17 protein-coding genes, 4 tRNA genes and 1 pseudogene are annotated in these 22,714 nt (G+C 60.7%); 14 read left to right on the top strand and 8 right to left on the bottom strand.

Translation table 11 applies throughout. The features are described 5' to 3' along the window. Positions 1-1,196 (bottom strand): annotated as a pseudogene (locus E8F06_RS15675) (aconitate hydratase B); the annotation flags it as partial. Positions 1,197-1,596: 400 nt separating this feature from the next. On the opposite strand from E8F06_RS15675, the gene E8F06_RS15670 reads away from it, so the two are divergent. Beyond that, entirely contained in the window at positions 1,597-2,073 is a 477-nt protein-coding gene (locus tag E8F06_RS15670; RefSeq protein ID WP_151134960.1) for a DUF1289 domain-containing protein, read from the top strand. A gap of 47 nt (positions 2,074-2,120) precedes the next feature. Here E8F06_RS15670 and E8F06_RS15665 read toward each other — a convergent pair whose 3' ends face one another. Continuing rightward, entirely contained in the window at positions 2,121-2,984 is an 864-nt protein-coding gene (locus E8F06_RS15665; protein ID WP_280368834.1) for a universal stress protein, read from the bottom strand. A 174-nt stretch (positions 2,985-3,158) separates the two neighbouring features. Here E8F06_RS15665 and miaE point away from each other — a divergent pair, with 174 nt between their 5' ends. Continuing rightward, positions 3,159-3,761 carry a tRNA isopentenyl-2-thiomethyl-A-37 hydroxylase MiaE gene (gene miaE, locus E8F06_RS15660; RefSeq protein WP_280368831.1) on the top strand — a complete coding sequence of 201 codons (603 nt, stop codon included), beginning with the start codon at positions 3,159-3,161 and terminating at the stop codon, positions 3,759-3,761. A 45-nt stretch (positions 3,762-3,806) separates the two neighbouring features. Here miaE and E8F06_RS15655 read toward each other — a convergent pair whose 3' ends face one another. From E8F06_RS15655 to E8F06_RS15645, 3 genes are all read right to left on the bottom strand, one after another. Next, on the bottom strand, positions 3,807-5,147 hold the full coding sequence (locus tag E8F06_RS15655) for an SPFH domain-containing protein (protein ID WP_280368829.1): 1,341 nt from the start codon (positions 5,145-5,147) through the stop codon (positions 3,807-3,809). A 103-nt stretch (positions 5,148-5,250) separates the two neighbouring features. Beyond that, on the bottom strand, positions 5,251-5,973 hold the full coding sequence (gene lpxH, locus E8F06_RS15650) for a UDP-2,3-diacylglucosamine diphosphatase (protein WP_280368826.1): 723 nt from the start codon (positions 5,971-5,973) through the stop codon (positions 5,251-5,253). Then, entirely contained in the window at positions 5,970-6,464 is a 495-nt protein-coding gene (locus tag E8F06_RS15645) for a peptidylprolyl isomerase (protein WP_280368823.1), read from the bottom strand. Before E8F06_RS15645 ends, lpxH begins: the two co-directional genes overlap by 4 nt. Before the next feature lie 122 nt (positions 6,465-6,586). On the opposite strand from E8F06_RS15645, the gene E8F06_RS15640 reads away from it, so the two are divergent. Both E8F06_RS15640 and cysS read left to right on the top strand, forming a co-directional pair. Continuing rightward, entirely contained in the window at positions 6,587-8,254 is a 1,668-nt protein-coding gene (locus E8F06_RS15640) for a glutamine--tRNA ligase/YqeY domain fusion protein (protein ID WP_280368821.1), read from the top strand. Next, on the top strand, positions 8,254-9,639 hold the full coding sequence (gene cysS / locus E8F06_RS15635) for a cysteine--tRNA ligase (protein WP_280368819.1): 1,386 nt from the start codon (positions 8,254-8,256) through the stop codon (positions 9,637-9,639). Before E8F06_RS15640 ends, cysS begins: the two co-directional genes overlap by 1 nt. Before the next feature lie 66 nt (positions 9,640-9,705). Here the strand turns inward: cysS and folD are convergent, their stop codons facing one another. Next, positions 9,706-10,560, bottom strand: coding sequence for a bifunctional methylenetetrahydrofolate dehydrogenase/methenyltetrahydrofolate cyclohydrolase FolD (gene folD / locus E8F06_RS15630; RefSeq protein WP_280368816.1), 855 nt, complete (start codon positions 10,558-10,560; stop codon positions 9,706-9,708). 263 nt (positions 10,561-10,823) lie between these two features. On the opposite strand from folD, the gene E8F06_RS15625 reads away from it, so the two are divergent. From E8F06_RS15625 to E8F06_RS15580, 10 genes are all read left to right on the top strand, one after another. Continuing rightward, positions 10,824-10,900: transfer RNA gene (locus E8F06_RS15625), tRNA-Arg, on the top strand. Between the two features lie 34 nt (positions 10,901-10,934). Beyond that, positions 10,935-11,010 (top strand) — tRNA-His (locus tag E8F06_RS15620). A gap of 57 nt (positions 11,011-11,067) precedes the next feature. Beyond that, a tRNA-Leu gene (locus tag E8F06_RS15615) sits at positions 11,068-11,152 on the top strand. A gap of 115 nt (positions 11,153-11,267) precedes the next feature. Continuing rightward, positions 11,268-11,343 (top strand) — tRNA-His (locus tag E8F06_RS15610). Between the two features lie 253 nt (positions 11,344-11,596). Continuing rightward, entirely contained in the window at positions 11,597-12,907 is a 1,311-nt protein-coding gene (gene tig / locus E8F06_RS15605) for a trigger factor (RefSeq protein ID WP_151134942.1), read from the top strand. A gap of 96 nt (positions 12,908-13,003) precedes the next feature. Beyond that, positions 13,004-13,645 (top strand): ATP-dependent Clp endopeptidase proteolytic subunit ClpP, encoded by a 642-nt coding sequence (gene clpP / locus E8F06_RS15600; RefSeq protein WP_151134940.1) that lies wholly within the window; start codon positions 13,004-13,006, stop codon positions 13,643-13,645. A 109-nt stretch (positions 13,646-13,754) separates the two neighbouring features. Further along, a complete protein-coding gene (clpX, locus tag E8F06_RS15595) occupies positions 13,755-15,035 on the top strand; it encodes an ATP-dependent Clp protease ATP-binding subunit ClpX (protein ID WP_028627763.1) in 1,281 nt (426 codons plus the stop codon). 133 nt (positions 15,036-15,168) lie between these two features. Next, positions 15,169-17,565 carry an endopeptidase La gene (lon, locus tag E8F06_RS15590; protein WP_226282259.1) on the top strand — a complete coding sequence of 799 codons (2,397 nt, stop codon included), beginning with the start codon at positions 15,169-15,171 and terminating at the stop codon, positions 17,563-17,565. Between the two features lie 136 nt (positions 17,566-17,701). Beyond that, a complete protein-coding gene (hupB, locus tag E8F06_RS15585; RefSeq protein ID WP_003087931.1) occupies positions 17,702-17,974 on the top strand; it encodes a nucleoid-associated protein HU-beta in 273 nt (90 codons plus the stop codon). Positions 17,975-18,186: 212 nt separating this feature from the next. Then, positions 18,187-20,061 carry a SurA N-terminal domain-containing protein gene (locus E8F06_RS15580; RefSeq protein ID WP_280368813.1) on the top strand — a complete coding sequence of 625 codons (1,875 nt, stop codon included), beginning with the start codon at positions 18,187-18,189 and terminating at the stop codon, positions 20,059-20,061. A gap of 229 nt (positions 20,062-20,290) precedes the next feature. Here the strand turns inward: E8F06_RS15580 and fabI are convergent, their stop codons facing one another. Then, complete coding sequence (gene fabI / locus E8F06_RS15575) at positions 20,291-21,085, bottom strand: enoyl-ACP reductase FabI (protein ID WP_280368811.1); 795 nt, start codon at positions 21,083-21,085, stop codon at positions 20,291-20,293. A gap of 20 nt (positions 21,086-21,105) precedes the next feature. After that, positions 21,106-22,713, bottom strand: coding sequence for an ABC transporter ATP-binding protein (locus E8F06_RS15570; RefSeq protein WP_280368808.1), 1,608 nt, complete (start codon positions 22,711-22,713; stop codon positions 21,106-21,108). Between the last annotated feature and the right edge of the window lies 1 nt (position 22,714).

The following is a 22,714-nucleotide window of genomic DNA, read 5'->3' as shown; positions in this document are numbered from 1 at the left end:
TGGCCTTCGGCCAGACCGCAGGCACGGCCAACCATCTTCTGGGCCAGGGTGAAGCCCTTGCCGCTGTCGGCCGGGGATTCCGGCTTCTTGAACAGGTCGGAAGCGCCCAGACCCAGCTCGGCACGGGCCTTCTCGGTCAGGCCGCGGCCGATGATCAGCGGGATACGGCCGCCAGCGCGGACTTCGTCCAGCAGGACCGGGGTCTTCAGTTCGAAGTTGGTGACGACTTCGCCGCTGTCGTGGCGAACGACCTTGCCTTCATAGGGGTACACGTCGATGACGTCGCCCATGGCCAGGTTGGTGCAGTCGAATTCGATCGGCAGGGCGCCGGCGTCTTCCATGGTGTTGTAGAAGATCGGGGCGATCTTGGTGCCGAAGCAGAAGCCACCAGCGCGCTTGTTCGGAACAAACGGGATGTCGTCGCCGAAGAACCACAGCACCGAGTTGGTGGCGGACTTACGGGAAGAACCGGTACCCACCACGTCACCGACGTAGGCAACCGGGAAGCCTTTGGCCTTGACCGCTTCGATCTGCTTGAGCGGGCCGATCGAGCCAGGCTGCTCGGGTTCGATACCGTCGCGAGCCATCTTCAGCATGGCCAGGGCGTGCAGCGGGATGTCAGGGCGCGACCAGGCGTCAGGGGCGGGAGACAGGTCGTCGGTGTTGGTTTCGCCGGGCACCTTGAACACGGTCAGGGTGTACTTGTCGGCGATGGCCGGACGGGCGGTGAACCACTCGCCTTCAGCCCAGGACTTCAGCACGGCTTGGGCGGAAGCGTTGCCCTTCTTGGCGCGCTCGGCAACGTCGTGGAAGGCGTCGAACATCAGCAGAGTGTGCTTCAGTTGCTCGGCAGCGACGGTGGCCAGTGCGGCATCGTCCAGCAGCTCGACCAGGGTGGCGATGTTGTAGCCGCCCTGCATGGTGCCCAGCAGTTCGGTGGCGCGAGCCTTGTCGATCAGCGGGGAAGTGGCTTCGCCCTTGGCGATAGCGGAGAGGAAACCTGCTTTGACGTAGGCAGCTTCATCCACACCCGGCGGAACACGATTGGTGATCAGGTCGAGGAGGACGGCCTCTTCGCCAGCCGGGGGATTCTTCAGCAGCTCGACCAGGCCTGCAGTTTGTTCGGCGTTCAGCGGCTGGGGTACGACCCCTTGGGCGGCACGCTCTTCTACGTGTTTGCGATAGGCTTCAAGCACAGTTTTACCCTCATCAGTGGCCCTGGAATCGTCCAGGGCGCTCATCCAGGAATCCGCCGAACGCATGCGCCGCACAGCTTTTTGGGCTGTCTGGCCAAGGTTTCGGCGGCCTCCATCGAGAAGCTGTTTTCAAAGTTTTACGCCGGAAGGAAGGCCTGATGAGGGCTGGCGGCGGGCATCCCGGGCGGGATGCCCAGCGCCATTATTTCCTGCCGGATCGACTGTGCTCGTGACGCTTTGAAAACAGCTTCCAACGGATATCGGCGCCTAAAATGGCGGGCTGATTCTAAAGGAAAGGCTCGACAAAGTTAAGACGGAATCCCTATTTCCCTGAGCGTGACCCTGATTAGACAAAGGGCTAAGATGGCCGGCCTGTTTTACCTGCCGAATTCGCCTCCTCATGTCCAACCAGCGCATCAAGACGCCTTGCGTCGGCCTCTGTTCAACCGTCTATGGCGATCACGTGTGCCGCGGCTGCAAGCGCTTTCACCATGAAGTGGTGAACTGGAACCTCTACAACGAGGAGGAGAAGCGTGCGGTGTGGCGGCGCCTGGAAATCCTTCTGGTGCAGGTGATGGCGGCCAAGCTGGAAGTGTTCGACCCGCAGCGCCTGCGCCAGCAACTCGAACAGCGGCAGGTGCGTTTCGTACCCGAACAATCCCACTACTGCTGGGCTTACCAACTGATCGCGCGGGGCTCGCGCATGATCCACCGCCTGGACGCCTACGGTATTGCGCTGCTTCCCGAGTTCCGTGGCTGGGCGCTGCCGGATCTGCGGGAAGCCATTGATCGGGAATTCTTCCTGTTGTCCGAAGCCCACTACGAACGCTACATCGCGCCACGCTTCCTCCGTGAGGGCGTCGAGAGTCGGGTTTGATCGCATGAAAAAGCCGCCATCAGGCGGCTTTTTTCATTGCGGAGCGATCAGCGCTGAGCGACCAGTTCCTCGAGGTGGGCAATGATCGCCTCGGGTTTGAGCACCAGTACATCGCTTTCCAGGGTGTCCAGCACCACTTCAGCGGTATTGCCAATCAGCGCGCCGGACAGGCCGGACCGCGCCACGGTGCCGATCACAGTGACCGATGCCTCCAGTTTGTGAGCGACAAAGGGGATCAGCACGTCGGCCGGACCTTCTTCGATATGCAGCCGTTCGTCGCTTACGTCGTACTCGGCCTGGAAGGCGCGGCATTCGTCGCGATAGCGGGCCTCGATGGTTTCCTTGAGCTGGAAGGTCGGGTCCGCCGCCGAAAGCATGGGGGACGGGTGGGCGCTGATCACGTGCAGGGTGCCGTGGGCGAGGCTGGCGATGTCGTAGCCATGGCTGACGATGGTGGCGTGCAGGGTGCGGTGCTCGCCGTCGCTGTTGCCCACGTCCACCGCGGCCAGGATGTTGCCGCCACTCCAGGGTTTGTCGGTCTTGACCATCAGTACCGGGCCCGGGCAGTAACGCAGGAGCTTCCAGTCATCGGGAGTGAGGATGGCCTTTTTGAGCGGGTTGTCCGGCACGTGCTGCTTGATCACCAGACCACATCCCTCGGCTTGTTGGGCGGCGATGATGGTCTGGTGCGGATTTTCCAGCCAACCCTGCTGCGTGGTGACGCTGTAGCCCTCGGCCTTGAGCGTATCGGCCAGATCGCTGAGGTAGTCGGCATGGTTGCCCTTGCGGTCACAGATCAGGAGGTGCAGATGCGACTGGGTCACCCCGGCAATCAGTTTTGCCCTTTTCAGGGCAAGGCCTTCCGGCCGGTCCGGCTCCAATACCACCAGAATGCTGCGAATGGCTTGCATGGTCCTCGTCTCCCTGTCGATGGCATATAGCCAAAACAAATGTAGTCCCGATTCAGCTTTAGTGTTCTTGACATATATCAAGTGGCTCGGGCTGGTCGTCGCGTCCTGCATTCGTATAATGCTCCGCCTTCGGGAGCCCGGCCAGCGTGGCCCCCAGCATGACGAGAGCCGCTTGTGAACCTGCCTGAAATCCATGACTTTCTTGGTTGCCGTACCCCCGATGCCTGGGTGACGGCCGCGCTGGCCGATCAGGAAACCCTGCTGATCGACCACAAGAACAACGAGTACAAGGCAGCCTCCACGGCAATGGCGCTGATGGCCAAGTACGCCACCCATTTGGACCTGATCAACTTCATGTCGCGCCTGGCCCGCGAGGAGCTCGTGCACCACGAGCAGGTGCTGCGCATCATGAAGCGTCGCAAGATCGACCTGAAGCCCGTCTCGGCCTCCCGGTACGCGTCCGGCCTGCGCAAGCTGGTGCGCAACCACGAACCGCAGAAACTCGTGGACACGCTGGTGGTGGGGGCCTTCATCGAGGCGCGCTCCTGCGAGCGTTTCGAGGCCCTGGTGCCGCATCTGGACGAGGAACTGGGCAAGTTCTATGGCGGCCTGCTGAAGAGCGAATCGCGCCATTACCAGGGCTACCTGAAGCTCGCTTATCAGTTCGGAGATGCGCGGGACGTGAATCACACCGTCGAGAAGGTGAGGGCGGCCGAGCGGGAGCTGATCGAGTCTCCGGACGAGGAATTCCGCTTCCACAGCGGCGTGCCGGCCTGACCCAGATGAAAAAAGCGCCCCTCGGGGCGCTTTTTCGTTTGTGGCTTATTCCTTCACTTTCATATCCAGGGCCAGGTCTCTCGCCGCCTTGGTGGCGAGGACGCCCATCAATTGGCCGATTTCGTCCTGGCGGCCGCTGGTGCTGCTCTGCCCGCCGGCCATCATCACGCTGGGGACCGGCGCCTTGGCCGCCGCTTCAGCCCATACCTTGTTGATGGCGATCAGGGCATCGAGCTTGGGTTGCAGTGCACCGTCGGCCTTGATTACCGCTTCGCGGGCGTAGGCGTCGGCGTCTGCGGTGATCTTGGTGGCGTCTGCGGTGATCGAGGCCTTGTCACGCAGCAACTCGGCAGTTTGCTTCTCGATCTCGGCGCGGCCCTTCTCGCGTTCGGCATTGATGATCGCCAGCTGCTTCTCGGTTTCCGCTTGGGTGGTGCGTTCGATCTGATCGCGCAGGGTCTCCTGGCGACGAGCTTCCACTTCCTTTTCGCCGCGAGCGGTCACCAGCAGTTTCTCTTCTTCTTCCTTCAGGCGGTTCTGCCTGGCCACCGCCAGTTCGGCCAGGGCTTGCTGGACCTTGACCATGCGTTGTTTGTATTGCGGATTGGGGTCGACGTTGGTGATGCGCGCCTCGACCACCTCGACGCCGTACTTGCGGAATTGCTGTTGCTTGCGGACGGCAATGCCCTTGGCATCTACCACCTTCTCGGTGACGAACTGGCTGGCACTGTTGTCGCCGAAGCTGCCTTGCTCGGTGCCGGCCTGGAGAATGGCAGTCTGGTGGGGGAGGGCACCGCGCGGGCCGCGGACTTCCTTGCGCTTGATCAGGTAGAGACCGTCGTTGAGCTGGTTCTCGAACTCGGCGGCGAACTCGCTGCGTGCGCCAGCGTAGAAATCGTCGGCACTCATCAGTGAAGCGGTGGCCTGCAAGGTTTCCTTGATGGCCGGAACCAGCGCCGTTCCGATGAAGTTCTCGGGGTTGCGATATTCCTGGGCGATCCTGAGGAACTGGTCGCCGCCGGGCAGGCGGAAGCGTGCGGAAGACTCCACCTTGGCGTCGACGTTGCCGAGGAACACGATCGGGAAGGCTTCGATGGTGGCGCCGAGTGAATCGTTGTCGCTGTCGCTATTCCTGCTCTTTTCCAGTGCCTCGGTCAGCACCGACTGAACGCTGAGTGCTTTCTTCCAGGGGGTCGCGCGGCCGAACCATTTGGTGGCGTAGCCAACATCTTCCACCACCTTTTCTTCACCGAATATGGTCCGTACGTGAGTGGCGAAACCTGCTTCGTTGTAGAAGAAGATGCCGTTGAACAGGGCAAGGCCAATGACGGCAAGAAGGGCGGGGCCGCCCAGGTATTTGATGAGTTGTGCCTTGGTGAATGGCATGGTCGCTCCGTGACAATGAATCGGGAGCGGCGATGCTGATAGCCGGCTGCCACCTCGTCAAGGGGAGGACTGCCGGCCTGGGGAGAGCGTCTCGTAGGAAGTTTCAGACGAGGTCGAACGGGTGTTGCAGAAAGCCGTTCTCATCTACCTGAAGGGCCCAGCCGCGTCGATCCCAGTCGCCGAGAACGATACGACGGGCGGGTTGGCCGTCCAGGTCCAGTTCGTGCGTCGCGGGGCGGTGGGTGTGGCCGTGGATTAGCGTCCGGACGCCATGCTGGCGAAGGATGCGCGGGATCTCTTCCGGGGTTACGTCAGTAATTTCCGCCGCCTTTTGCGGGGTTTGCATCCGGCTTTCCTTGCGTAGCTTGCGTGCCAGTTTGTGGCGGGTGGTCAGTGGCAGGTTGCGCAGGATGAAGAGGCTCGCCGGGTTGCGCAGCCACTTGCGCAGGCGCATGTAGGCCTCGTCCTGGGTGCACAGGCTGTCGCCGTGCATCAGCAGAACGGGTTCGCCGTTCATCTGGACAAGGCTTGGGTCTTTCAGCAGGGTGCAACCGGCTTCGCGGCAGAAGGCGCTGCCGATCATGAAGTCGCGGTTGCCGTGCATGAGGAAAATGCGTGTACCGCCATCGGCCAGCTTGCGCAGGGCCTGGGCGATGGAGTGCTGGAAGGGCGTCATGGCGTCATCGCCGATCCAGGCTTCGAAGAAGTCGCCGAGGATGTAGAGGGCTTCGGCTTGCGGTGCGCGGGTCTGCAGGAAATGAAGAAACGCCCGGGTAATGTCCGGGCGTTCTTCTTCAAGATGCAGATCAGAGATCAGCAGTATCACTCGACGATCTCGGCCTTCTCGATGATCACGTCATCGACCGGTACGTCCTGGTGGCCGGCCTTCATGGTGGTGGCCACGCCTTTGATCTTGTTCACCACGTCCATGCCTTCTACCACTTCACCGAATACGGCATAGCCCCAGCCCTGTACGGTCGGCGCGCTGTGGTTCAGGAAGGTGTTGTCGGCCACGTTGATGAAGAACTGAGCGGAGGCCGAGTGCGGCTCCATGGTGCGAGCCATGGCGACGGTGCCGACCTTGTTGGACAGGCCGTTGTTGGCCTCGTTCTTGATCGGCGCACGGGTGGATTTCTGCTTCATGCCCGGCTCGAAACCGCCGCCCTGGATCATGAAGTTGCCGATTACACGGTGGAAGACGGTGCCGTCGTAATGGCCTGATTTCACGTATTCCTTGAAGTTGGCCACGGTTTCCGGGGCTTTGTCTTCGAAGAGTTGCAGGGTGATGACGCCGTGGTTGGTGTGCAGCTTGATCATTGGGCTATTCGCTCTATCGAGAAATCCAAGGCCTGTCAGGGGATTGACAGCTTCGGCTATGATAAGCGCTTTGATTTGGCCGGCCTACCCTGAGCCGCGCACCAGCTAGATGTAAGGACCCCATGAGCAAGCCAGAGACTCCCGCCGCTTCCAACTTCCTGCGCCAGATCGTTCAGGCGGATCTGGACGCCGGCAAGCACACCAAGATCGTCACCCGCTTCCCGCCGGAGCCCAATGGCTACCTGCACATTGGTCATGCCAAGTCGATCTGCCTGAACTTCGGCCTGGCCAAGGAATTCGGCGGTGATTGCCATCTGCGCTTCGACGACACCAACCCGGCGAAGGAAGACCAGGAATACATCGACGCCATCGAGAGCGACGTGAAGTGGCTGGGCTTCCAGTGGGTCGGTGAGGAGCGCTATGCATCGAGCTATTTCGACCAGCTGCACGACTGGGCTATCGAGCTGATCAAGGCCGGCAAGGCCTTCGTCTGCGACCTGTCCCCGGAAGAGGCGCGCGAGTACCGCGGCAGCCTGACCGAGCCGGGCAAGAACAGTCCGTTCCGCGACCGCTCCGTGGACGAAAACCTGGACCTGTTCGCTCGCATGAAGGCCGGCGAGTTCCCGGACGGCGCCCGTTCCCTGCGCGCGAAGATCGACATGACTTCGCCGAACATGAACCTGCGCGATCCGATCCTCTATCGCATCCGCCATGCCCATCACCACCAGACCGGTGACAAGTGGTGCATCTACCCGAGCTATGACTTCACCCATGGTCAGTCGGACGCCATCGAGGGCATCACTCACTCCATCTGCACCCTGGAGTTCGAGGATCACCGCCCGCTTTACGAATGGTTCCTGGAAAACCTCTCGGTTCCGGCCCAGCCGCGCCAGTACGAGTTCTCGCGCCTGAACCTGAACTACACCATCACCAGCAAGCGCAAGCTCAAGCAACTGGTGGACGAGCGTCATGTGAGCGGCTGGGACGATCCGCGCATGTCGACCCTGTCGGGTTATCGCCGCCGTGGGTATACCCCGGAGTCGATCCGCAACTTCTGCGAAATGATCGGCGTGAACCGTGCCAGCGGCGTGGTGGATATCGGCATGCTGGAGTTCAGCATCCGCGACCATCTGGATGCCACCGCACCGCGTGCCATGTGCGTGCTGCACCCGATCAAGGTGGTGATCACCAACTATCCGGAAGGCCAGGTAGAAAACCTGGAGCTGCCGCGTCACCCGAAAGAAGACATGGGTGTTCGCGTGCTGCCGTTCTCCCGCGAGCTGTACATCGATGCCACCGACTTCGAAGAAGTCCCTCCGGCTGGATTCAAGCGCTTGATCCCTGGTGGGGAAGTGCGTCTGCGCGGCAGCTACGTGATCCGTGCCGACGAGGCCATCAAGGATGCCGACGGCAAAGTCGTCGAACTGCGCTGCAGCTACGACCCGGACACCTTGGGCAAGAACCCTGAAGGCCGTAAGGTCAAGGGCGTGATCCACTGGGTGCCGGCCGAAGGCAGCGTGGAATGTGAGGTCCGCCTGTACGATCGTCTGTTCCGTTCGGCTAATCCGGAGAAGTCGGAAGAGGGCGGCAGCTTCCTCGACAACATCAACCCGGACTCCCTGCAGGTACTGACCGGTTGCCGCGCCGAGCCGTCGCTGGCCCAAGCCCAACCGGAAGATCGCTTCCAGTTCGAGCGTGAAGGCTATTTCGTCGCCGATCTGAAGGACACCCAACCCGGCAAGCCGGTGTTCAACCGTACCGTGACCCTGCGCGATTCCTGGGGCCAATGATGACGCTGTCGATCTACAACACCCTCAGCAAGACCAAGGAACCGCTGCAGCCGCTGGTCGGCAACCAGGTTCGCATGTATGTCTGCGGCATGACGGTCTACGACTTCTGCCACATCGGCCATGCCCGCGTGATGGTGGCCTTCGACGTAGTGGCGCGCTGGCTGCGTCATCGCGGCTACGACCTCACCTACGTGCGCAATATCACTGACATCGACGACAAGATCATCCGTCGCGCCAATGAGAACGGCGAGCCGTTCGAAGCGCTGGTGGAACGCATGATCGCGGCGATGCACGAGGACGAGGCGCGCCTCTCCGTGCTGCGTCCGGACATCGAGCCGCGTGCCACTGGCCACATCGCCGGTATGCACCAGATGATCCAGACCCTGATCGGCAAGGGCTTTGCCTATGCCCCAGGCAATGGCGACGTCTACTACCGCGTCGGCAAGTTCGAGGGTTACGGCAAGTTGTCCCGCCGCAAGATCGACGAGCTGAAGATCGGTGCGCGCATCGAGGTGGACGAGATCAAGGAAGACCCGCTGGATTTCGTGCTCTGGAAAGGCGCCAAGCCGGGTGAGCCGAGCTGGGAGTCGCCGTGGGGGCCGGGTCGTCCGGGCTGGCACATCGAGTGCTCGGTGATGTCCACCTGCTGCCTGGGCGAGACTTTCGACATCCATGGCGGTGGTCCGGACCTGGTGTTCCCGCACCACGAGAACGAGATCGCCCAGAGCGAGGCAGCCACCGGCAAGCTCTACGCCAAGTCCTGGATGCACGCCGGGGCTGTGCGTGTGGATGGCGAGAAGATGTCCAAGTCCCTTGGCAACTTCTTCACCATTCGCGAAGTGCTGGAGAAGTACCACCCCGAGGTGGTGCGCTACGTGCTGGTGTCCAGCCACTACCGCAGCCCGATCAACTACTCGGAAGAGAGCCTGAAGGAAGCCAAAGGCGCCTTGGAGCGCTTCTATCACGCGCTGCGCGGACTCCCTGATGCCGCTCCTGCCGGTGGTGAGGCCTTCGTCGATCGCTTCGCGGCTGCAATGGACGATGACTTCAACAGTCCGGAAGCCTGCGCGGTGCTTTTCGAAATGGTGCGCGAAGTGAACCGCCTGCGTGACGGCGATCTTTCCGCTGCCGCTGCCCTGGCGGCGCAGCTCAAGGCGCTGGCCGGTCTGCTCGGCGTGCTGCAACTGGAGCCGGATGCCTTTCTGCGTGCTGGTGCCGAGGGCAAGGTGGATGCTGCCGAGGTTGCGGCGCTGATCCAGGCGCGCCTGCAGGCGCGTGCAGAGAAGAACTGGGGCGAGTCCGACCGTATCCGTGATCAGCTCGCCGCAATGGGCGTGGTGCTGGAGGACGGGAAGGGCGGTACCACCTGGCGTCTTACCGACTGAGTTTGCTCAGTCGGATTCGCTCATAAAAAAGGCCGCTGAATGCGGCCTTTTTTATTTCCTTTCGCCTCAGGCGTGGAGCGTTTCGGCTGCGTAGAGGGTGTTCTCCAGCAGGCAGGCGCGGGTCATGGGGCCGACGCCACCTGGAACCGGGGTGATCCAGCTGGCGCGCTGCTCCGCGACGCCGTACTCCACGTCGCCCACCAGCTTGCCGTCTTCCTGGCGGTTGATGCCGACGTCAATGACGATGGCGCCGGGCTTGATCCACTCACCCTTGACCAGGCCAGGCTTGCCGACGGCCACTACAACCAGGTCGGCGTTGGCAACGTGGCCGGCCAGATCTTTGGTGAAACGGTGGGTGACGGTCACGGTGCAGCCGGCCAGCAACAGTTCCAGTGCCATGGGGCGGCCCACGATATTGGAAGCGCCTACTACCACGGCGTTCATGCCGTAGAGGTCCGCGCCGGTGCTTTCCAGCAGGGTCATGATGCCCTTGGGAGTGCAGGGGCGGAGCAGGGGGATGCGCTGGGCCAGGCGACCGACGTTGTAGGGGTGGAAGCCATCCACGTCCTTGTCGGGGTGGATGCGTTCCAGCAGTTGCGACGCATCAAGGTGCTCCGGCAGCGGCAGCTGGACCAGGATGCCGTCGATGGCAGGGTCCTCATTGAGACGATCGATCAGCGCCAGCAGTTCGGCCTGGCTGGTGCTGGCAGGCAGGTCATGGGCCTGGGAAAGAAAGCCGACTTCCTCACAGTCCTTGCGCTTGTGGGCGACGTAGACCTGGGAGGCTGGATCGCTGCCGACCAGGATCACGGCGAGGCCGGGAACGCGAAGTCCTTGCTGGCGACGCTCGGCGACACGTTGGGCTATCTGCTGGCGGAGGCGGGCGGCGATCGTTTTGCCGTCGATCAGTTGTGCGGTCATGACGCTAGATTAACCATCGGGAAGGGCTAAAAAGGGCGCGTATTCTCGCATGGAGGGGCGGGCGGGCAAAGGCGGCTGGTCAGCATTTTCCCGTAAGCCCTTTATCTTTCTGATTTTTTTCAATTTTCCTGTTGACGAGGGGTGGGGCTGGCTATAACATGCGCCCCGCTTGTCGAGCACAGCCTGTCGCTGGGTAAGATGGCAAGGGTGGATCCAGGTGATTCAGTCCAGGCCAAAGCTTTATAGTCTGCTCGCAGATATAAGCGCCCGTAGCTCAGCTGGATAGAGCATCCGCCTTCTAAGCGGATGGTCGCAGGTTCGAGTCCTGCCGGGCGTGCCACTAGGCACATTTGGCACAAGCAATGCGTAATATGGTGGGCGTAGCTCAGTTGGTAGAGCACAGGATTGTGGCTCCTGGTGTCGTGGGTTCGATTCCCATCGTCCACCCCATATTCGAGAAGTCGCCAGGCCACGAGCCTGGCGATTTTGTTTCAAGCGTTGCCTCTCGCGGACGTGGTGGAATTGGTAGACACACTGGATTTAGGTTCCAGCGCCGCAAGGCGTGAGAGTTCGAGTCTCTCCGTCCGCACCATGATGTTCGAGTCGTGCTGAATAGTGGATGTTCCGCGGGTTTCTGGCGATTCTGGTTGTAAGGCGGTGGCTCCAGTGCTTCCGCTGCCGATGGAAATCGGCGAATGCGTAATATGGTGGGCGTAGCTCAGTTGGTAGAGCACAGGATTGTGGCTCCTGGTGTCGTGGGTTCGATTCCCATCGTCCACCCCATATTCATGAAAGCGCCAGGCTCTTAGCCTGGCGTTTTCATTTCTGGTCTGTTGTCGGGTGGGGCGGGGTTCTTCCGCTGTGGGGATTCAGGTCGCTGCCTACTCCCCGAAACATCCTGATTTCTCTTTATTCTATTCCGTCGATTTGCCGGCTGTTTCTGGCGGGTGACTTCTGTAAATCGACCCACTAGAATGCATGCCCTTGATTCTGGGGCCGGAACGCCCGGCTTATGTCTGTGCAACGAGGATTATCCATGCAAGTTTCTGTAGAAAGCACCTCCGCTCTTGAGCGCCGCATGACCATCGGCGTGCCGGCCGAGCGCGTCGAGAACGAAGTGACCAAGCGCCTGCAGCAGACTGCCCGCCGCGCCAAGGTTGCCGGCTTCCGCCCGGGCAAAGTGCCGATGAGCGTTATCCGTCAGCGCTTCGAGGACTCCGCTCGTCAGGAAGTCCTGGGTGACCTGATCCAGTCTTCCTTCTATGAAGCTGTTGTCGAGCAGAAGCTGAACCCGGCTGGCGCCCCGGCCGTTGAGCCGAAAGTGTTCGAGAAGGGCAAGGACCTGGAATACATCGCCACCTTCGAAGTATTCCCCGAGTTCCAGGTTGCCGGTTTCGACGGCATCGCCATCGAGCGCCTGCAGGCTGAAGTTGGCGACGCCGACGTCGACAACATGCTGGACATCCTGCGCAAGCAGAACACCCGCTTCGAAGCCGTTGAGCGCGCCGCCGAGAATGGCGACCAGCTGAACATCGATTTCGTCGGCAAGATCGACGGCGAAGCCTTCGCCGGCGGTTCCGCCAAGGGCACCCTGCTGGTCCTGGGCTCTGGCCGCATGATCCCGGGCTTCGAAGATGCCCTGGTTGGCGTCAAGGCTGGTGAAGAGCGCGTGATCAACCCGACCTTCCCGGCTGACTACCAGAACCTGGATCTGGCCGGTAAGACCGCTGAGTTCACCGTGACCGTGAACGGCGTTTCTGCTCCGCAACTGCCGGAACTGAACGACGAGTTCTTCACTCTGTTCGGTATCAAGGAAGGCGGTCTGGAAGGCTTCCGTGCCGAAGTTCGCAAGAACATGGAGCGCGAGCTGCGCCAGGCTACCAAGTCCAAGGTGAAGAACCAGGTGATGGACGGCCTGCTGGCTGCCAACCCGGTTGAAGTGCCGAAGGCCCTGATCGCCAACGAAGTGAACCGTCTGCGCGTCCAGGCTGTTCAGCAGTTCGGCGGCAACATCAATCCGGAGCAACTGCCGGCTGAACTGTTCGAAGAGCAGGCCAAACGTCGCGTTGTCCTGGGTCTGATCGTTGCTGAAGTGGTCAAGCAGTTCGAGCTGAAGCCCGACGAAGCCCGCGTGCGTGAGCTGATCGAAGAGATGGCTTCCGCTTACCAGGAGCCGGAGCAGGTAGTGGCCTGGTACTACAAGAACGACCAGCAACTGAACGAAGTTCGTTCTGTTGTGCTGGAAGAACAAGTTGTAGATACTGTCCTCCAGAAGGCCAACGTAACCGACAAGTCGGTTTCCTACGAAGAGGCAGTCAAGCCGGCAGAAGCTCCGAAAGCCGACTGATTGTTCCGCCTCCTTCGAGTACACCATAAGCCAGCCTCCGAGCTGGCTTATGTGTCTTTGAGACATGACTATCCAATTAGGGAGTGATCGCAGGACATGTCCCGCAATTCTTTCGTGCAGCAAATGCCTGACATCCAAGCCGCCGGTGGCCTGGTGCCGATGGTGATCGAGCAGTCCGCCCGTGGCGAGCGTGCTTATGACATCTATTCGCGCCTGTTGAAGGAGCGCGTGATCTTCCTGGTAGGCCCGGTCGAAGACTACATGGCCAACCTGGTAGTGGCGCAGCTGCTGTTCCTCGAGGCCGAGAACCCCGACAAGGACATCCAGCTCTACATCAACTCCCCGGGCGGCTCGGTAACCGCTGGTATGTCGATCTACGACACCATGCAGTTCATCAAGCCCGACGTTTCCACCCTCTGCATCGGTCAAGCATGCAGCATGGGCGCGCTGCTGCTGGCTGGCGGCGCTGCAGGCAAGCGTTACTGCCTGCCGCATTCGCGCATGATGATTCACCAGCCGTTGGGCGGCTTCCAGGGGCAAGCGTCGGATATCGAGATTCACGCCCGTGAAATCCTCACCATCCGTGAGCGCCTGAACAAGATCCTGGCTGACCACTGCGGCCAGCCGATCGACGTCATCGCCCGCGACACCGATCGTGACAACTTCATGAGTGGCGACGAGGCGGTCAAATACGGCCTTATCGACCAGGTGCTCAACAAGCGCCAGATCGCGGGCTAAGCCCATCCGCAAGACCGCGGCCGGAGAATATCCGGCCGTTTCGCGGGGTTGAAAATGCCCGCATTTGCCTTCATCTTGTGTTTCACGCCTACCCGATTGGATCGATCGAATGACTGACACCCGCAACGGCGAGGACAACGGCAAACTGCTTTATTGCTCCTTCTGCGGCAAAAGCCAGCACGAAGTACGCAAACTGATTGCTGGTCCCTCCGTATTCATCTGCGACGAGTGCGTCGACCTGTGCAACGACATCATCCGCGAGGAGGTGCAGGAAGCCCAGGCCGAAAGCAGTGCGCACAAACTGCCCGCACCCAAGGAAATCCGTACCATCCTCGACCAGTACGTGATTGGCCAGGAGCGTGCGAAGAAGGTGCTCGCGGTAGCGGTGTACAACCACTACAAGCGTCTTAACCAGCGCGACAAGAAAGATGACGTCGAACTGGGCAAGAGCAACATCCTGCTGATCGGCCCCACCGGCTCCGGCAAGACCCTGCTGGCTGAAACCCTGGCACGTCTGCTCAACGTACCGTTCACCATCGCCGACGCCACCACCCTCACCGAGGCTGGCTACGTTGGTGAGGACGTCGAAAACATCATCCAGAAGCTGCTGCAGAAGTGTGATTACGACGTCGAGAAGGCCCAGATGGGCATCGTCTACATCGACGAAATCGACAAGATTTCCCGCAAGTCCGATAACCCGTCCATTACCCGTGACGTATCGGGTGAAGGCGTGCAGCAGGCCTTGCTGAAGCTGATCGAAGGCACTGTTGCCTCGGTACCGCCGCAAGGTGGGCGCAAGCACCCGCAACAGGAGTTCCTGCAGGTCGATACCCGCAACATCCTGTTCATTTGCGGTGGCGCGTTCGCTGGCCTGGAAAAGGTGATCCAGAATCGCTCCACCAGGGGTGGAATCGGCTTCAATGCCGAAGTTCGCAGCAAGGACCTCGGCAAGAAGGTGGGCGAAGCCCTCCGCGAAGTGGAACCGGAAGATCTGGTGAAGTTCGGCCTGATTCCGGAGTTCGTAGGCCGCCTGCCGGTCATCGCCACCCTCGACGAGCTGGACGAGGCTGCCCTGATGCAGATCCTCACCGAGCCGAAGAACGCGCTGACCAAGCAGTACGCCAAACTGTTCGAAATGGAGGGCGTTGACCTCGAGTTCCGTCCGGATGCGCTGAAAGCCGTCGCCCATCGGGCGCTGGAGCGCAAGACCGGTGCTCGTGGCCTGCGTTCCATTCTCGAAGGTATCCTGCTCGACACCATGTATGAGATTCCCTCTCAAACAGATGTAAGCAAGGTAGTCATCGACGAAAGTGTCATCGAAGGATCGTCCAAGCCTCTGTTGATCTACGAGAACAACGAGCAGCCTGCCAAGGCGGCGCCTGACGCTTGATGAAACAAAGGGGCCTACGGGCCCCTTTGTATTTGCTGCCTCAAAGCTTGTTTTTTCCCTGACCTAACCCCATCTTAGGGCCAAGGGTTTTCCCATCTGTTTACGGCCTGAGGGCCGCCGTAGAGCTGATACCATGAATACGACTGCCGAATTACCTCTCCTGCCATTGCGCGATGTCGTGGTTTATCCGCACATGGTCATCCCGCTGTTCGTAGGGCGTGAGAAATCCATCGAGGCTCTCGAAGCGGCAATGACGGGGGACAAGCAGATTCTCCTGGTTGCCCAGAAGAACCCCGCCGATGACGATCCGGGCGAAGATGCTCTGTATCGCATGGGTACCGTCGCCACCGTACTTCAACTGCTCAAGCTGCCGGACGGCACCGTGAAGGTGCTGGTTGAGGGCGAGCAGCGCGGTTCCATCGAGCGATTCATCGAGGTCGACGGCCATTGCCGCGCTGAAGTCAGCCTGGTCGACGAAGTCGATGCGGGTGAGCGCGAATCCGAGGTATTCATCCGTAGCCTGCTCAGCCAGTTCGAACAGTACGTACAGCTGGGTAAGAAGGTGCCCTCTGAAGTCCTTTCTTCGCTGAACAGCATCGACGAGCCGGGCCGCCTGGTAGATACCATGGCTGCTCACATGGCGCTGAAGATCGAGCAGAAGCAGGAAATCCTCGAGCTGACCGACCTGTCCGAGCGCGTCGAGCACGTCCTGGCGCTGCTGGATGCCGAGATTGACCTGCTGCAGGTCGAGAAGCGCATCCGCGGCCGCGTCAAGAAACAGATGGAGCGCAGCCAGCGCGAGTACTACCTGAATGAGCAGATGAAGGCCATTCAGAAAGAGCTCGGCGATATCGACGAAGGTCACAACGAAGTCGAGGAGCTGAAGAAGCGTATCGACAACGCTGGCCTGACCAAGGAAGCGCTGGCCAAGGCCAACGCCGAACTGAACAAGCTGAAGCAGATGTCGCCGATGTCCGCTGAAGCGACCGTGGTGCGTTCCTACATCGATTGGCTGGTCAATGTGCCGTGGAAGGCCGAGAGCAAGGTCCGCCTGGATCTGGCGAAGGCCGAGGATATCCTCGACGCCGACCATTACGGCCTGGAAGAGGTGAAGGAACGTATCCTCGAATACCTCGCCGTGCAGAAGCGCGTGAAGAAGGTCAAGGGCCCGGTGCTCTGCCTGGTAGGACCGCCTGGTGTCGGCAAGACCTCGCTGGCCGAGTCCATCGCCCGTGCCACCAATCGCAAGTTCGTGCGCATGGCCCTGGGTGGCGTGCGTGACGAGGCCGAGATCCGTGGTCACCGCCGCACCTACATCGGCTCCATGCCGGGTCGTCTGATTCAAAAGATGACCAAGGTTGGCGTGCGCAACCCGCTGTTCCTTCTCGATGAAATCGACAAGATGGGCAGTGACATGCGCGGAGATCCGGCATCTGCACTGCTGGAAGTACTCGACCCCGAGCAGAACCACAATTTTAACGACCACTACCTGGAAGTCGACTACGACCTCTCGGATGTGATGTTCCTGTGCACCGCCAACTCCATGAACATTCCGGCTCCGTTGCTGGACCGTATGGAAGTGATCCGGCTGCCGGGTTACACCGAGGACGAAAAGGTCAACATCGCGGTCAAATACCTCGCGCCCAAGCAGACCAAGGCCAACGGCCTGAAGAAGGGCGAGCTGGAATTCGACGAAGCAGCCATTCGCGACATCATTCGTTACTACACCCGCGAAGCCGGCGTGCGTAGCCTCGAGCGCCAGCTCGCGAAGGTTTGCCGCAAGGCTGTGAAGGAGCACGCTCGTGAGAAGCGCTTTGCGGTTCAGGTCACTGCCGAATCGCTCGAGCACTATCTGGGCGTTCGCAAATACCGTTACGGACTGGCCGAGCAGCAGGATCAGATCGGTCAGGTGACTGGCCTCGCCTGGACTCAGGTTGGCGGCGAACTGCTGACTATCGAAGCGGCGGTCGTTCCCGGCAAGGGCCAGCTGACTAAGACCGGTTCGCTGGGTGACGTGATGGCCGAATCCATCACCGCAGCTCTGACCGTGGTGCGTAGCCGCGCGAAGAGCCTGGGTATTCCGGCTGATTTCCACGAAAAGCGCGACATTCACATCCATATGCCGGAAGGCGCTACTCCGAAGGATGGTCCGAGTGCCGGTATTGGCATGTGCACCGCCCTGGTTTCGGCCATGACGCAGATTCCGGTTCGTGCCGATGTGGCTATGACGGGGGAAATCACTCTGCGCGGACAGGTGCTCGCGATTGGTGGCTTGAAAGAGAAATTACTGGCCGCACATCGTGGTGGAATCAAGACCGTGATCATTCCCGAAGAGAATGTGCGGGATTTGAAAGAAATTCCCGAAAATATCAAGCAAGACTTGGCGATTAAACCAGTTAAATGGATTGACGAGGTCCTGCAAATTGCGCTGCAATACGCCCCGGAGCCCTTGCCCGATGCGGCTCCGGAGATGGTTGCAAAGGATGACAAGCGCGAGACTGATTCCAAGGAGCGAATCAGCACGCATTAGCCGGGGGGCTTTCTTGACACATTTTTAGAGCCCTTGTTATAAGAGCGGCTCTTATGTGTTAGCAGGCCATCCAGCACCCGCTTTGCTTACACCAAACAACTAAGAAACAACTCAACAGAAATAAGGGGACTTAAGAGTGAACAAGTCGGAACTGATCGATGCTATCGCCGCATCTGCTGACATCCCGAAAGCTGTAGCTGGCCGCGCGCTGGACGCAGTTATCGAATCCGTTACTGGCGCTCTGAAGGCCGGTGACTCCGTAGTGCTGGTTGGCTTCGGTACTTTTGCTGTTAAAGAGCGTGCTGCTCGTACTGGCCGCAATCCGCAGACTGGCAAGCCGATCAAGATCGCTGCTGCCAAGATTCCTGGCTTCAAGGCCGGCAAAGCTCTGAAAGACGCCGTCAACTAAGCGTCTTTCGGGCTCTGCCCGACCGGGCCGGGTTCAGCCTGGCCCGATAGCGGAGTGGTGGATGCGAAGGGTTACTTCCTACCACCAGAGAGTTCGAATCTCAGACTCCGCAAGCTACGAGAAGGCGCATCCTTGGATGCGCCTTTCTCATATTCGGATACTCTACCCGCGTTACTCGGTTGCGATCCCATGCAACCGTTTCTGGGGGACCCATGCTGCAGAACATACGGGACAATTCACAGGGGTGGATTGCCAAAACCATTATTGGCGTCATCATCGCGCTGCTGGCGCTGACCGGCTTCGACGCCATCTTCAATGCCACTAGCAATCGCCAGAACGCGGCCGAGGTCAACGGTGACGAAATCACCCTGGACCAGCTGAGCGAAGCTGTGAACATGCAGCGCCGACAGCTGCAACAGCAACTGGGCAAGGACTTCGACGCATCCCTGCTGGATGAGAAGTTGCTGCGCGAGGCCGCCCTGAAAGGCCTGATCGAGCGCAAGCTCCTGCTGCAAGGCGCCAAGGATGCCGATTTCGCCTTCTCGCAGGGCTCCATTGACCAGCTCATCCTGCAGACGCCGGAATTCCAGGTGGACGGCAAGTTCAACGCCGACCGCTTCGATCAGGTCATTCGCCAGATGAACTACAACCGCCTGCAGTTCCGCCAGATGCTGGAGCAGGAAATGCTCATCGGCCAACTGCGCGCCGGTCTGGCTGGTAGCGGTTTCGTGACTGATGCTGAGGTTGATGCCTTCGCTCGCCTGGAAAAGCAGACCCGCGATTTCGCGACCCTGACCCTGAAGGCCGACCCGGCTGCGGTCAGCGTTTCCGATGACGAGGTCAAGGCGTACTACGACGGTCATGCCGACCAGTTCATGAGTCCCGAGCAGGTGGTGATCGAGTACGTCGAACTGAAGAAGTCCGCCTTCTTCAGCCAGGTCGAAGCCAAGGAAGAAGACCTCCAGGCTCAGTACCAGAAAGAGATCGGCAACCTTGCTGAACAGCGTCAGGCCGCCCACATCCTGGTGGAGGTCAATGACAAGCTGAACGAAGAGCAGGCCAAGGCCAAGATCGAGCAGATCAAGCAGCGCCTGGACAAGGGCGAAGACTTCGCTGCCCTGGCCAAGGAGTTCTCCGACGATTCGGGTTCTGCTGCCAATGGCGGTGATCTCGGCTTCGCCGGTCCTGGCGTCTACGAGCCCGCGTTCGAAGAGTCGCTGTACGCGCTGAAGCAGGGTGATGTTTCTGCCCCGGTGCGTACCCAGTACGGCTGGCACCTGATCAAGCTGCTGGGCGTGCAGGCACCTGATGTGCCGAGCTTCGAGAGCCTGAAGCCGAAGCTTGAGCATGACATCAAGGCCCAGCAGGTCGAGCAGCGCTTCGTCGAGGTGAGCAAGGAGCTGGAAGATGCCGCATTCGAGGCATCCGACCTTGCCCAGCCGGCCCAGGAACTGAACCTGGAAGTGAAGACCAGCGCACCCTTCGGTCGTGAAGGTGGTGAAGGCCTGACTTCCAATCGTCAGGTGCTCCAGGCTGCCTTCAGTCCGGAAGTGCTGGAAGACGGCGCCAACAGCTCGGCCATCGAACTGGATCCGGATACCGTCGTTGTCCTGCGCGCGAAAGAGCACAAGAAGCCTGAGCAGTTGGCATTGGACAAGGTCAGCGACAGCATTCGCCAGCATCTGCAGGGCCAGAAGGCCAGCGAAGCTGCCAAGACCAAGGGTGACGCTCTGATCGCCAGCCTGCGTGAAGGCAAGACCCCGGTCGAGCAGGCGCAGGAAGGTCAGTCCTGGCAGGTGGTAGAAGCCGCTACTCGCAGCCAGGAAGGTGTAGACCCGGTGTTGCTGCAGGCGCTGTTCCGCATGGCCAAGCCGACTGCAGCCGACAAGCCGGAATTCTCCGGCGTGAAGCTGAACAATGGCGATTACGTAGTGGTCCGCCTGAATGGTGTGAACCAGTCGGAAGAGAAGCTCTCCGAGCAGGAGAAGGCGATGTACAGCCGCTTCCTGGCTTCGCGCAGTGGCCAGCAGGACTTCGCTGCGTTCCGTCGTCAGCTGGAAGATAAAGCGAGCATCGAACGCTTCTGATCGACTCGCTGAAGAAAAAGGCCGCTTATGCGGCCTTTTTTTGGTCCTCACCTTTTGCGGTGGTCTCGGTAAGGGGACAGTCCGCGCTGACCTGGGATGGTGGGCTGAAGCCCACCCTACGGCACTGAAGCCCACCCTGCGGGACTGTACGACTTGGGGGGAGGCAGCTGACCCTCTTTCACCCACAAAAAAGCCCGCACGAGTGCGGGCTTTTTCGTCAGGGCGACTATCAGTCTTCGATATTGCCCATGGCGGTGGTGTTGAAGCCACCGTCGACGTACATGATTTCGCCGCTGATGCCCGAGGCCAGGTCGGAGCAGAGGAAGGCGCCGGCGTTGCCGACTTCTTCGATGGTCACGTTGCGGCGCAGCGGGGTCTGCTTCTCGTTGGCAGCGAGCATCTTGCGGAAGCTCTTGATGCCGGAAGCGGCCAGGGTGCGGATCGGACCGGCGGAGATGGCGTTGACGCGGGTGCCTTCCGGGCCGAGGCTGCCGGCCAGGTAACGGACGCCGGCTTCCAGGCTGGCCTTGGCCATGCCCATGACGTTGTAGTTCGGCATGGTGCGCTCGGCGCCCAGGTAGGACAGGGTCAGCAGGCTGCCGTTGCGGCCCTTCATCAGTTCGCGACCGGCCTTGGCCAGGGCAACGAAGCTATACGCGCTGATGTCGTGGGCGATGCGGAAGCCGTCACGGGTGGTGACTTCGGTGAAGTCGCCGTCCAGTTGGTCACCCGGGGCGAAGCCAACGGAGTGCACGATGCAGTCCAGGCCATCCCACTTCTTGCTCAGGGCTTCGAAGACCGCGACGATTTCTTCGTCCTTGGCCACGTCACAGGGGAAGCAGAGTTCGGCGCTGGAACCCCAGCCTTCGGCGAACTCTTCCACGCGGCCTTTCAGTTTTTCGTTCTGATAGGTGAAGGCGAGCTCGGCGCCTTCGCGGTGCATGGCTGCAGCGATGCCCGATGCGATGGACAGTTTGCTGGCTACACCAACGATCAGTACGCGCTTACCGGCGAGAAAACCCATGTGCTTTCATCCTCTTCTGGTTAATGGGCAGTTCCCGGAGCCAGGAATGCGGCTTCCAGCAACTGCTTCGTATAGCTGTGCTGCGGGGCGGCGAAGATGGCATCGGCCGGACCCTGTTCGACCACCTGCCCGTGCTTGATCACCATCAACTGGTGACTCAGTGCCCGGACCACCGCCAGATCATGGCTGATGAACAGGTAGGTCAGGTCGTACTTGGTCTGTAGCCTGCGCAATAACTCCACTACCTGGCGCTGAACCGTCCGGTCGAGCGCCGAGGTGGGCTCGTCCAGCAGGATCAGTGCCGGTTTCAGCACCAATGCCCGGGCAATGGCAATCCGCTGCCGCTGCCCGCCGGAAAACTCGTGGGGGTAGCGGTGCCGGGTTTCCGGGTCCAGTCCTACCTCCAGGAGCGCGTCGATAATGGCCTGTTCCCGCTCCGCCTCGGTGCCGATGCGGTGGATCCGCAAGCCCTCGCCGACAATGTCGCCCACGCACATGCGCGGGCTGAGACTGCCGAAGGGGTCCTGGAAGACCACCTGCATCTGCCGCCGGAACGGCCGCACTTCACCCTGCGACAGTCCATCCAGGGACTCACCCTGGAAGCGGATACCGCCACGACTGCCCAGCAGCCGAAGGATCGCCAGGCCCAGTGTGGACTTGCCGGAGCCGCTTTCGCCCACGATTCCCAGGGTCTGGCCCTGCAGCAGGCTGAAATTGACGCCGTCCACGGCCTTGACGTGATCCACGGTACGCCGCAGCAGCCCCTTCTTGATCGGGAACCACACGCGCAGGTCTTCGACCTCCAGCAGTGGCGCCCCCTCGGGGTTCTCCGCCGGCCGGCCCGAAGGCTCGGCGCCGAGCAGTTCCCGGGTGTAGGGATGCTGCGGTGCGTGGAACAGCTCATCACACGACGCTTGTTCGACGATGCAACCGCGCTGCATGACACATACGCGATGCGCAATTCGCCGAACCAGGTTCAGGTCGTGGCTGATCAGCAGCAGCGCCATGCCCAGGCGAGCCTGCAATTCCTTGAGCAGCTCGAGGATTTTCAGCTGCACGGTGACGTCCAGCGCCGTGGTGGGTTCGTCAGCGATCAGCAGTTCCGGCTCGTTGGCCAGCGCCATGGCGATCATCACCCGTTGCCGCTGTCCGCCGGAAAGCTCGTGGGGAAAGGCCTTCAGCCGCTTATGCGGTTCAGGAATGCCGACCAGTTCCAGCAGCTCCAGGGTGCGCTTGGTGGCGGCCTTGCCGGTCAGGCCCTTGTGCAGGGCGAGCACCTCGTTGATCTGCTTCTCGATGCTGTGCAGCGGATTCAGCGAGGTCATGGGCTCCTGGAAGACCATGGCGATACGGTTGCCGCGAATGCCGCGCAGCTTGGCTTCGGGCAGCTTCAGCAGGTCCTTGCCTGAATAGTTGATGCTGCCGCTCGGGTGGCGGGCGAGCGGGTAAGGCAGCAGTCGCAGGATGGAGTGCGCCGTCACCGACTTGCCGGAGCCGCTTTCGCCCACGAGCGCGAGAGTTTCGCCTTTACGGATGTCGAAGCTGACGCCTTCGACCACGCGCTGGGCCTTCCCGCCTGCGACGAACTCGACGGAGAGGTCGCGGATTTCAATCAGGTTCTCGCTCATC

This window comes from Pseudomonas sp. BN411 (assembly GCF_029871235.1).
GTDB lineage: Bacteria > Pseudomonadota > Gammaproteobacteria > Pseudomonadales > Pseudomonadaceae > Metapseudomonas.
The sequence above is the reverse complement of the archived record's forward strand: the minus strand, read 5'-3'. Positions and strand labels throughout refer to the sequence as shown.

Excerpts from the sequence above, each read along its gene's own strand:
- E8F06_RS15570 (WP_280368808.1), bottom strand. The coding sequence starts at position 22,713 with ATGAGCGAGAACCTGATTGAAATCCGCGACCTCTCCGTCGAGTTCGTC.
- fabI (WP_280368811.1), bottom strand. The coding sequence starts at position 21,085 with ATGGGTTTTCTCGCCGGTAAGCGCGTACTGATCGTTGGTGTAGCCAGC.
- cysS (WP_280368819.1), top strand. The coding sequence starts at position 8,254 with ATGACGCTGTCGATCTACAACACCCTCAGCAAGACCAAGGAACCGCTG.
- E8F06_RS15640 (WP_280368821.1), top strand. The coding sequence starts at position 6,587 with ATGAGCAAGCCAGAGACTCCCGCCGCTTCCAACTTCCTGCGCCAGATC.
- lon (WP_226282259.1), top strand. The coding sequence starts at position 15,169 with ATGAATACGACTGCCGAATTACCTCTCCTGCCATTGCGCGATGTCGTG.
- E8F06_RS15665 (WP_280368834.1), bottom strand. The coding sequence starts at position 2,984 with ATGCAAGCCATTCGCAGCATTCTGGTGGTATTGGAGCCGGACCGGCCG.
- tig (WP_151134942.1), top strand. The coding sequence starts at position 11,597 with ATGCAAGTTTCTGTAGAAAGCACCTCCGCTCTTGAGCGCCGCATGACC.
- E8F06_RS15645 (WP_280368823.1), bottom strand. The coding sequence starts at position 6,464 with ATGATCAAGCTGCACACCAACCACGGCGTCATCACCCTGCAACTCTTC.
- clpX (WP_028627763.1), top strand. The coding sequence starts at position 13,755 with ATGACTGACACCCGCAACGGCGAGGACAACGGCAAACTGCTTTATTGC.
- folD (WP_280368816.1), bottom strand. The coding sequence starts at position 10,560 with ATGACCGCACAACTGATCGACGGCAAAACGATCGCCGCCCGCCTCCGC.
- E8F06_RS15655 (WP_280368829.1), bottom strand. The coding sequence starts at position 5,147 with ATGCCATTCACCAAGGCACAACTCATCAAATACCTGGGCGGCCCCGCC.
- clpP (WP_151134940.1), top strand. The coding sequence starts at position 13,004 with ATGTCCCGCAATTCTTTCGTGCAGCAAATGCCTGACATCCAAGCCGCC.
- E8F06_RS15670 (WP_151134960.1), top strand. The coding sequence starts at position 1,597 with ATGTCCAACCAGCGCATCAAGACGCCTTGCGTCGGCCTCTGTTCAACC.
- E8F06_RS15580 (WP_280368813.1), top strand. The coding sequence starts at position 18,187 with ATGCTGCAGAACATACGGGACAATTCACAGGGGTGGATTGCCAAAACC.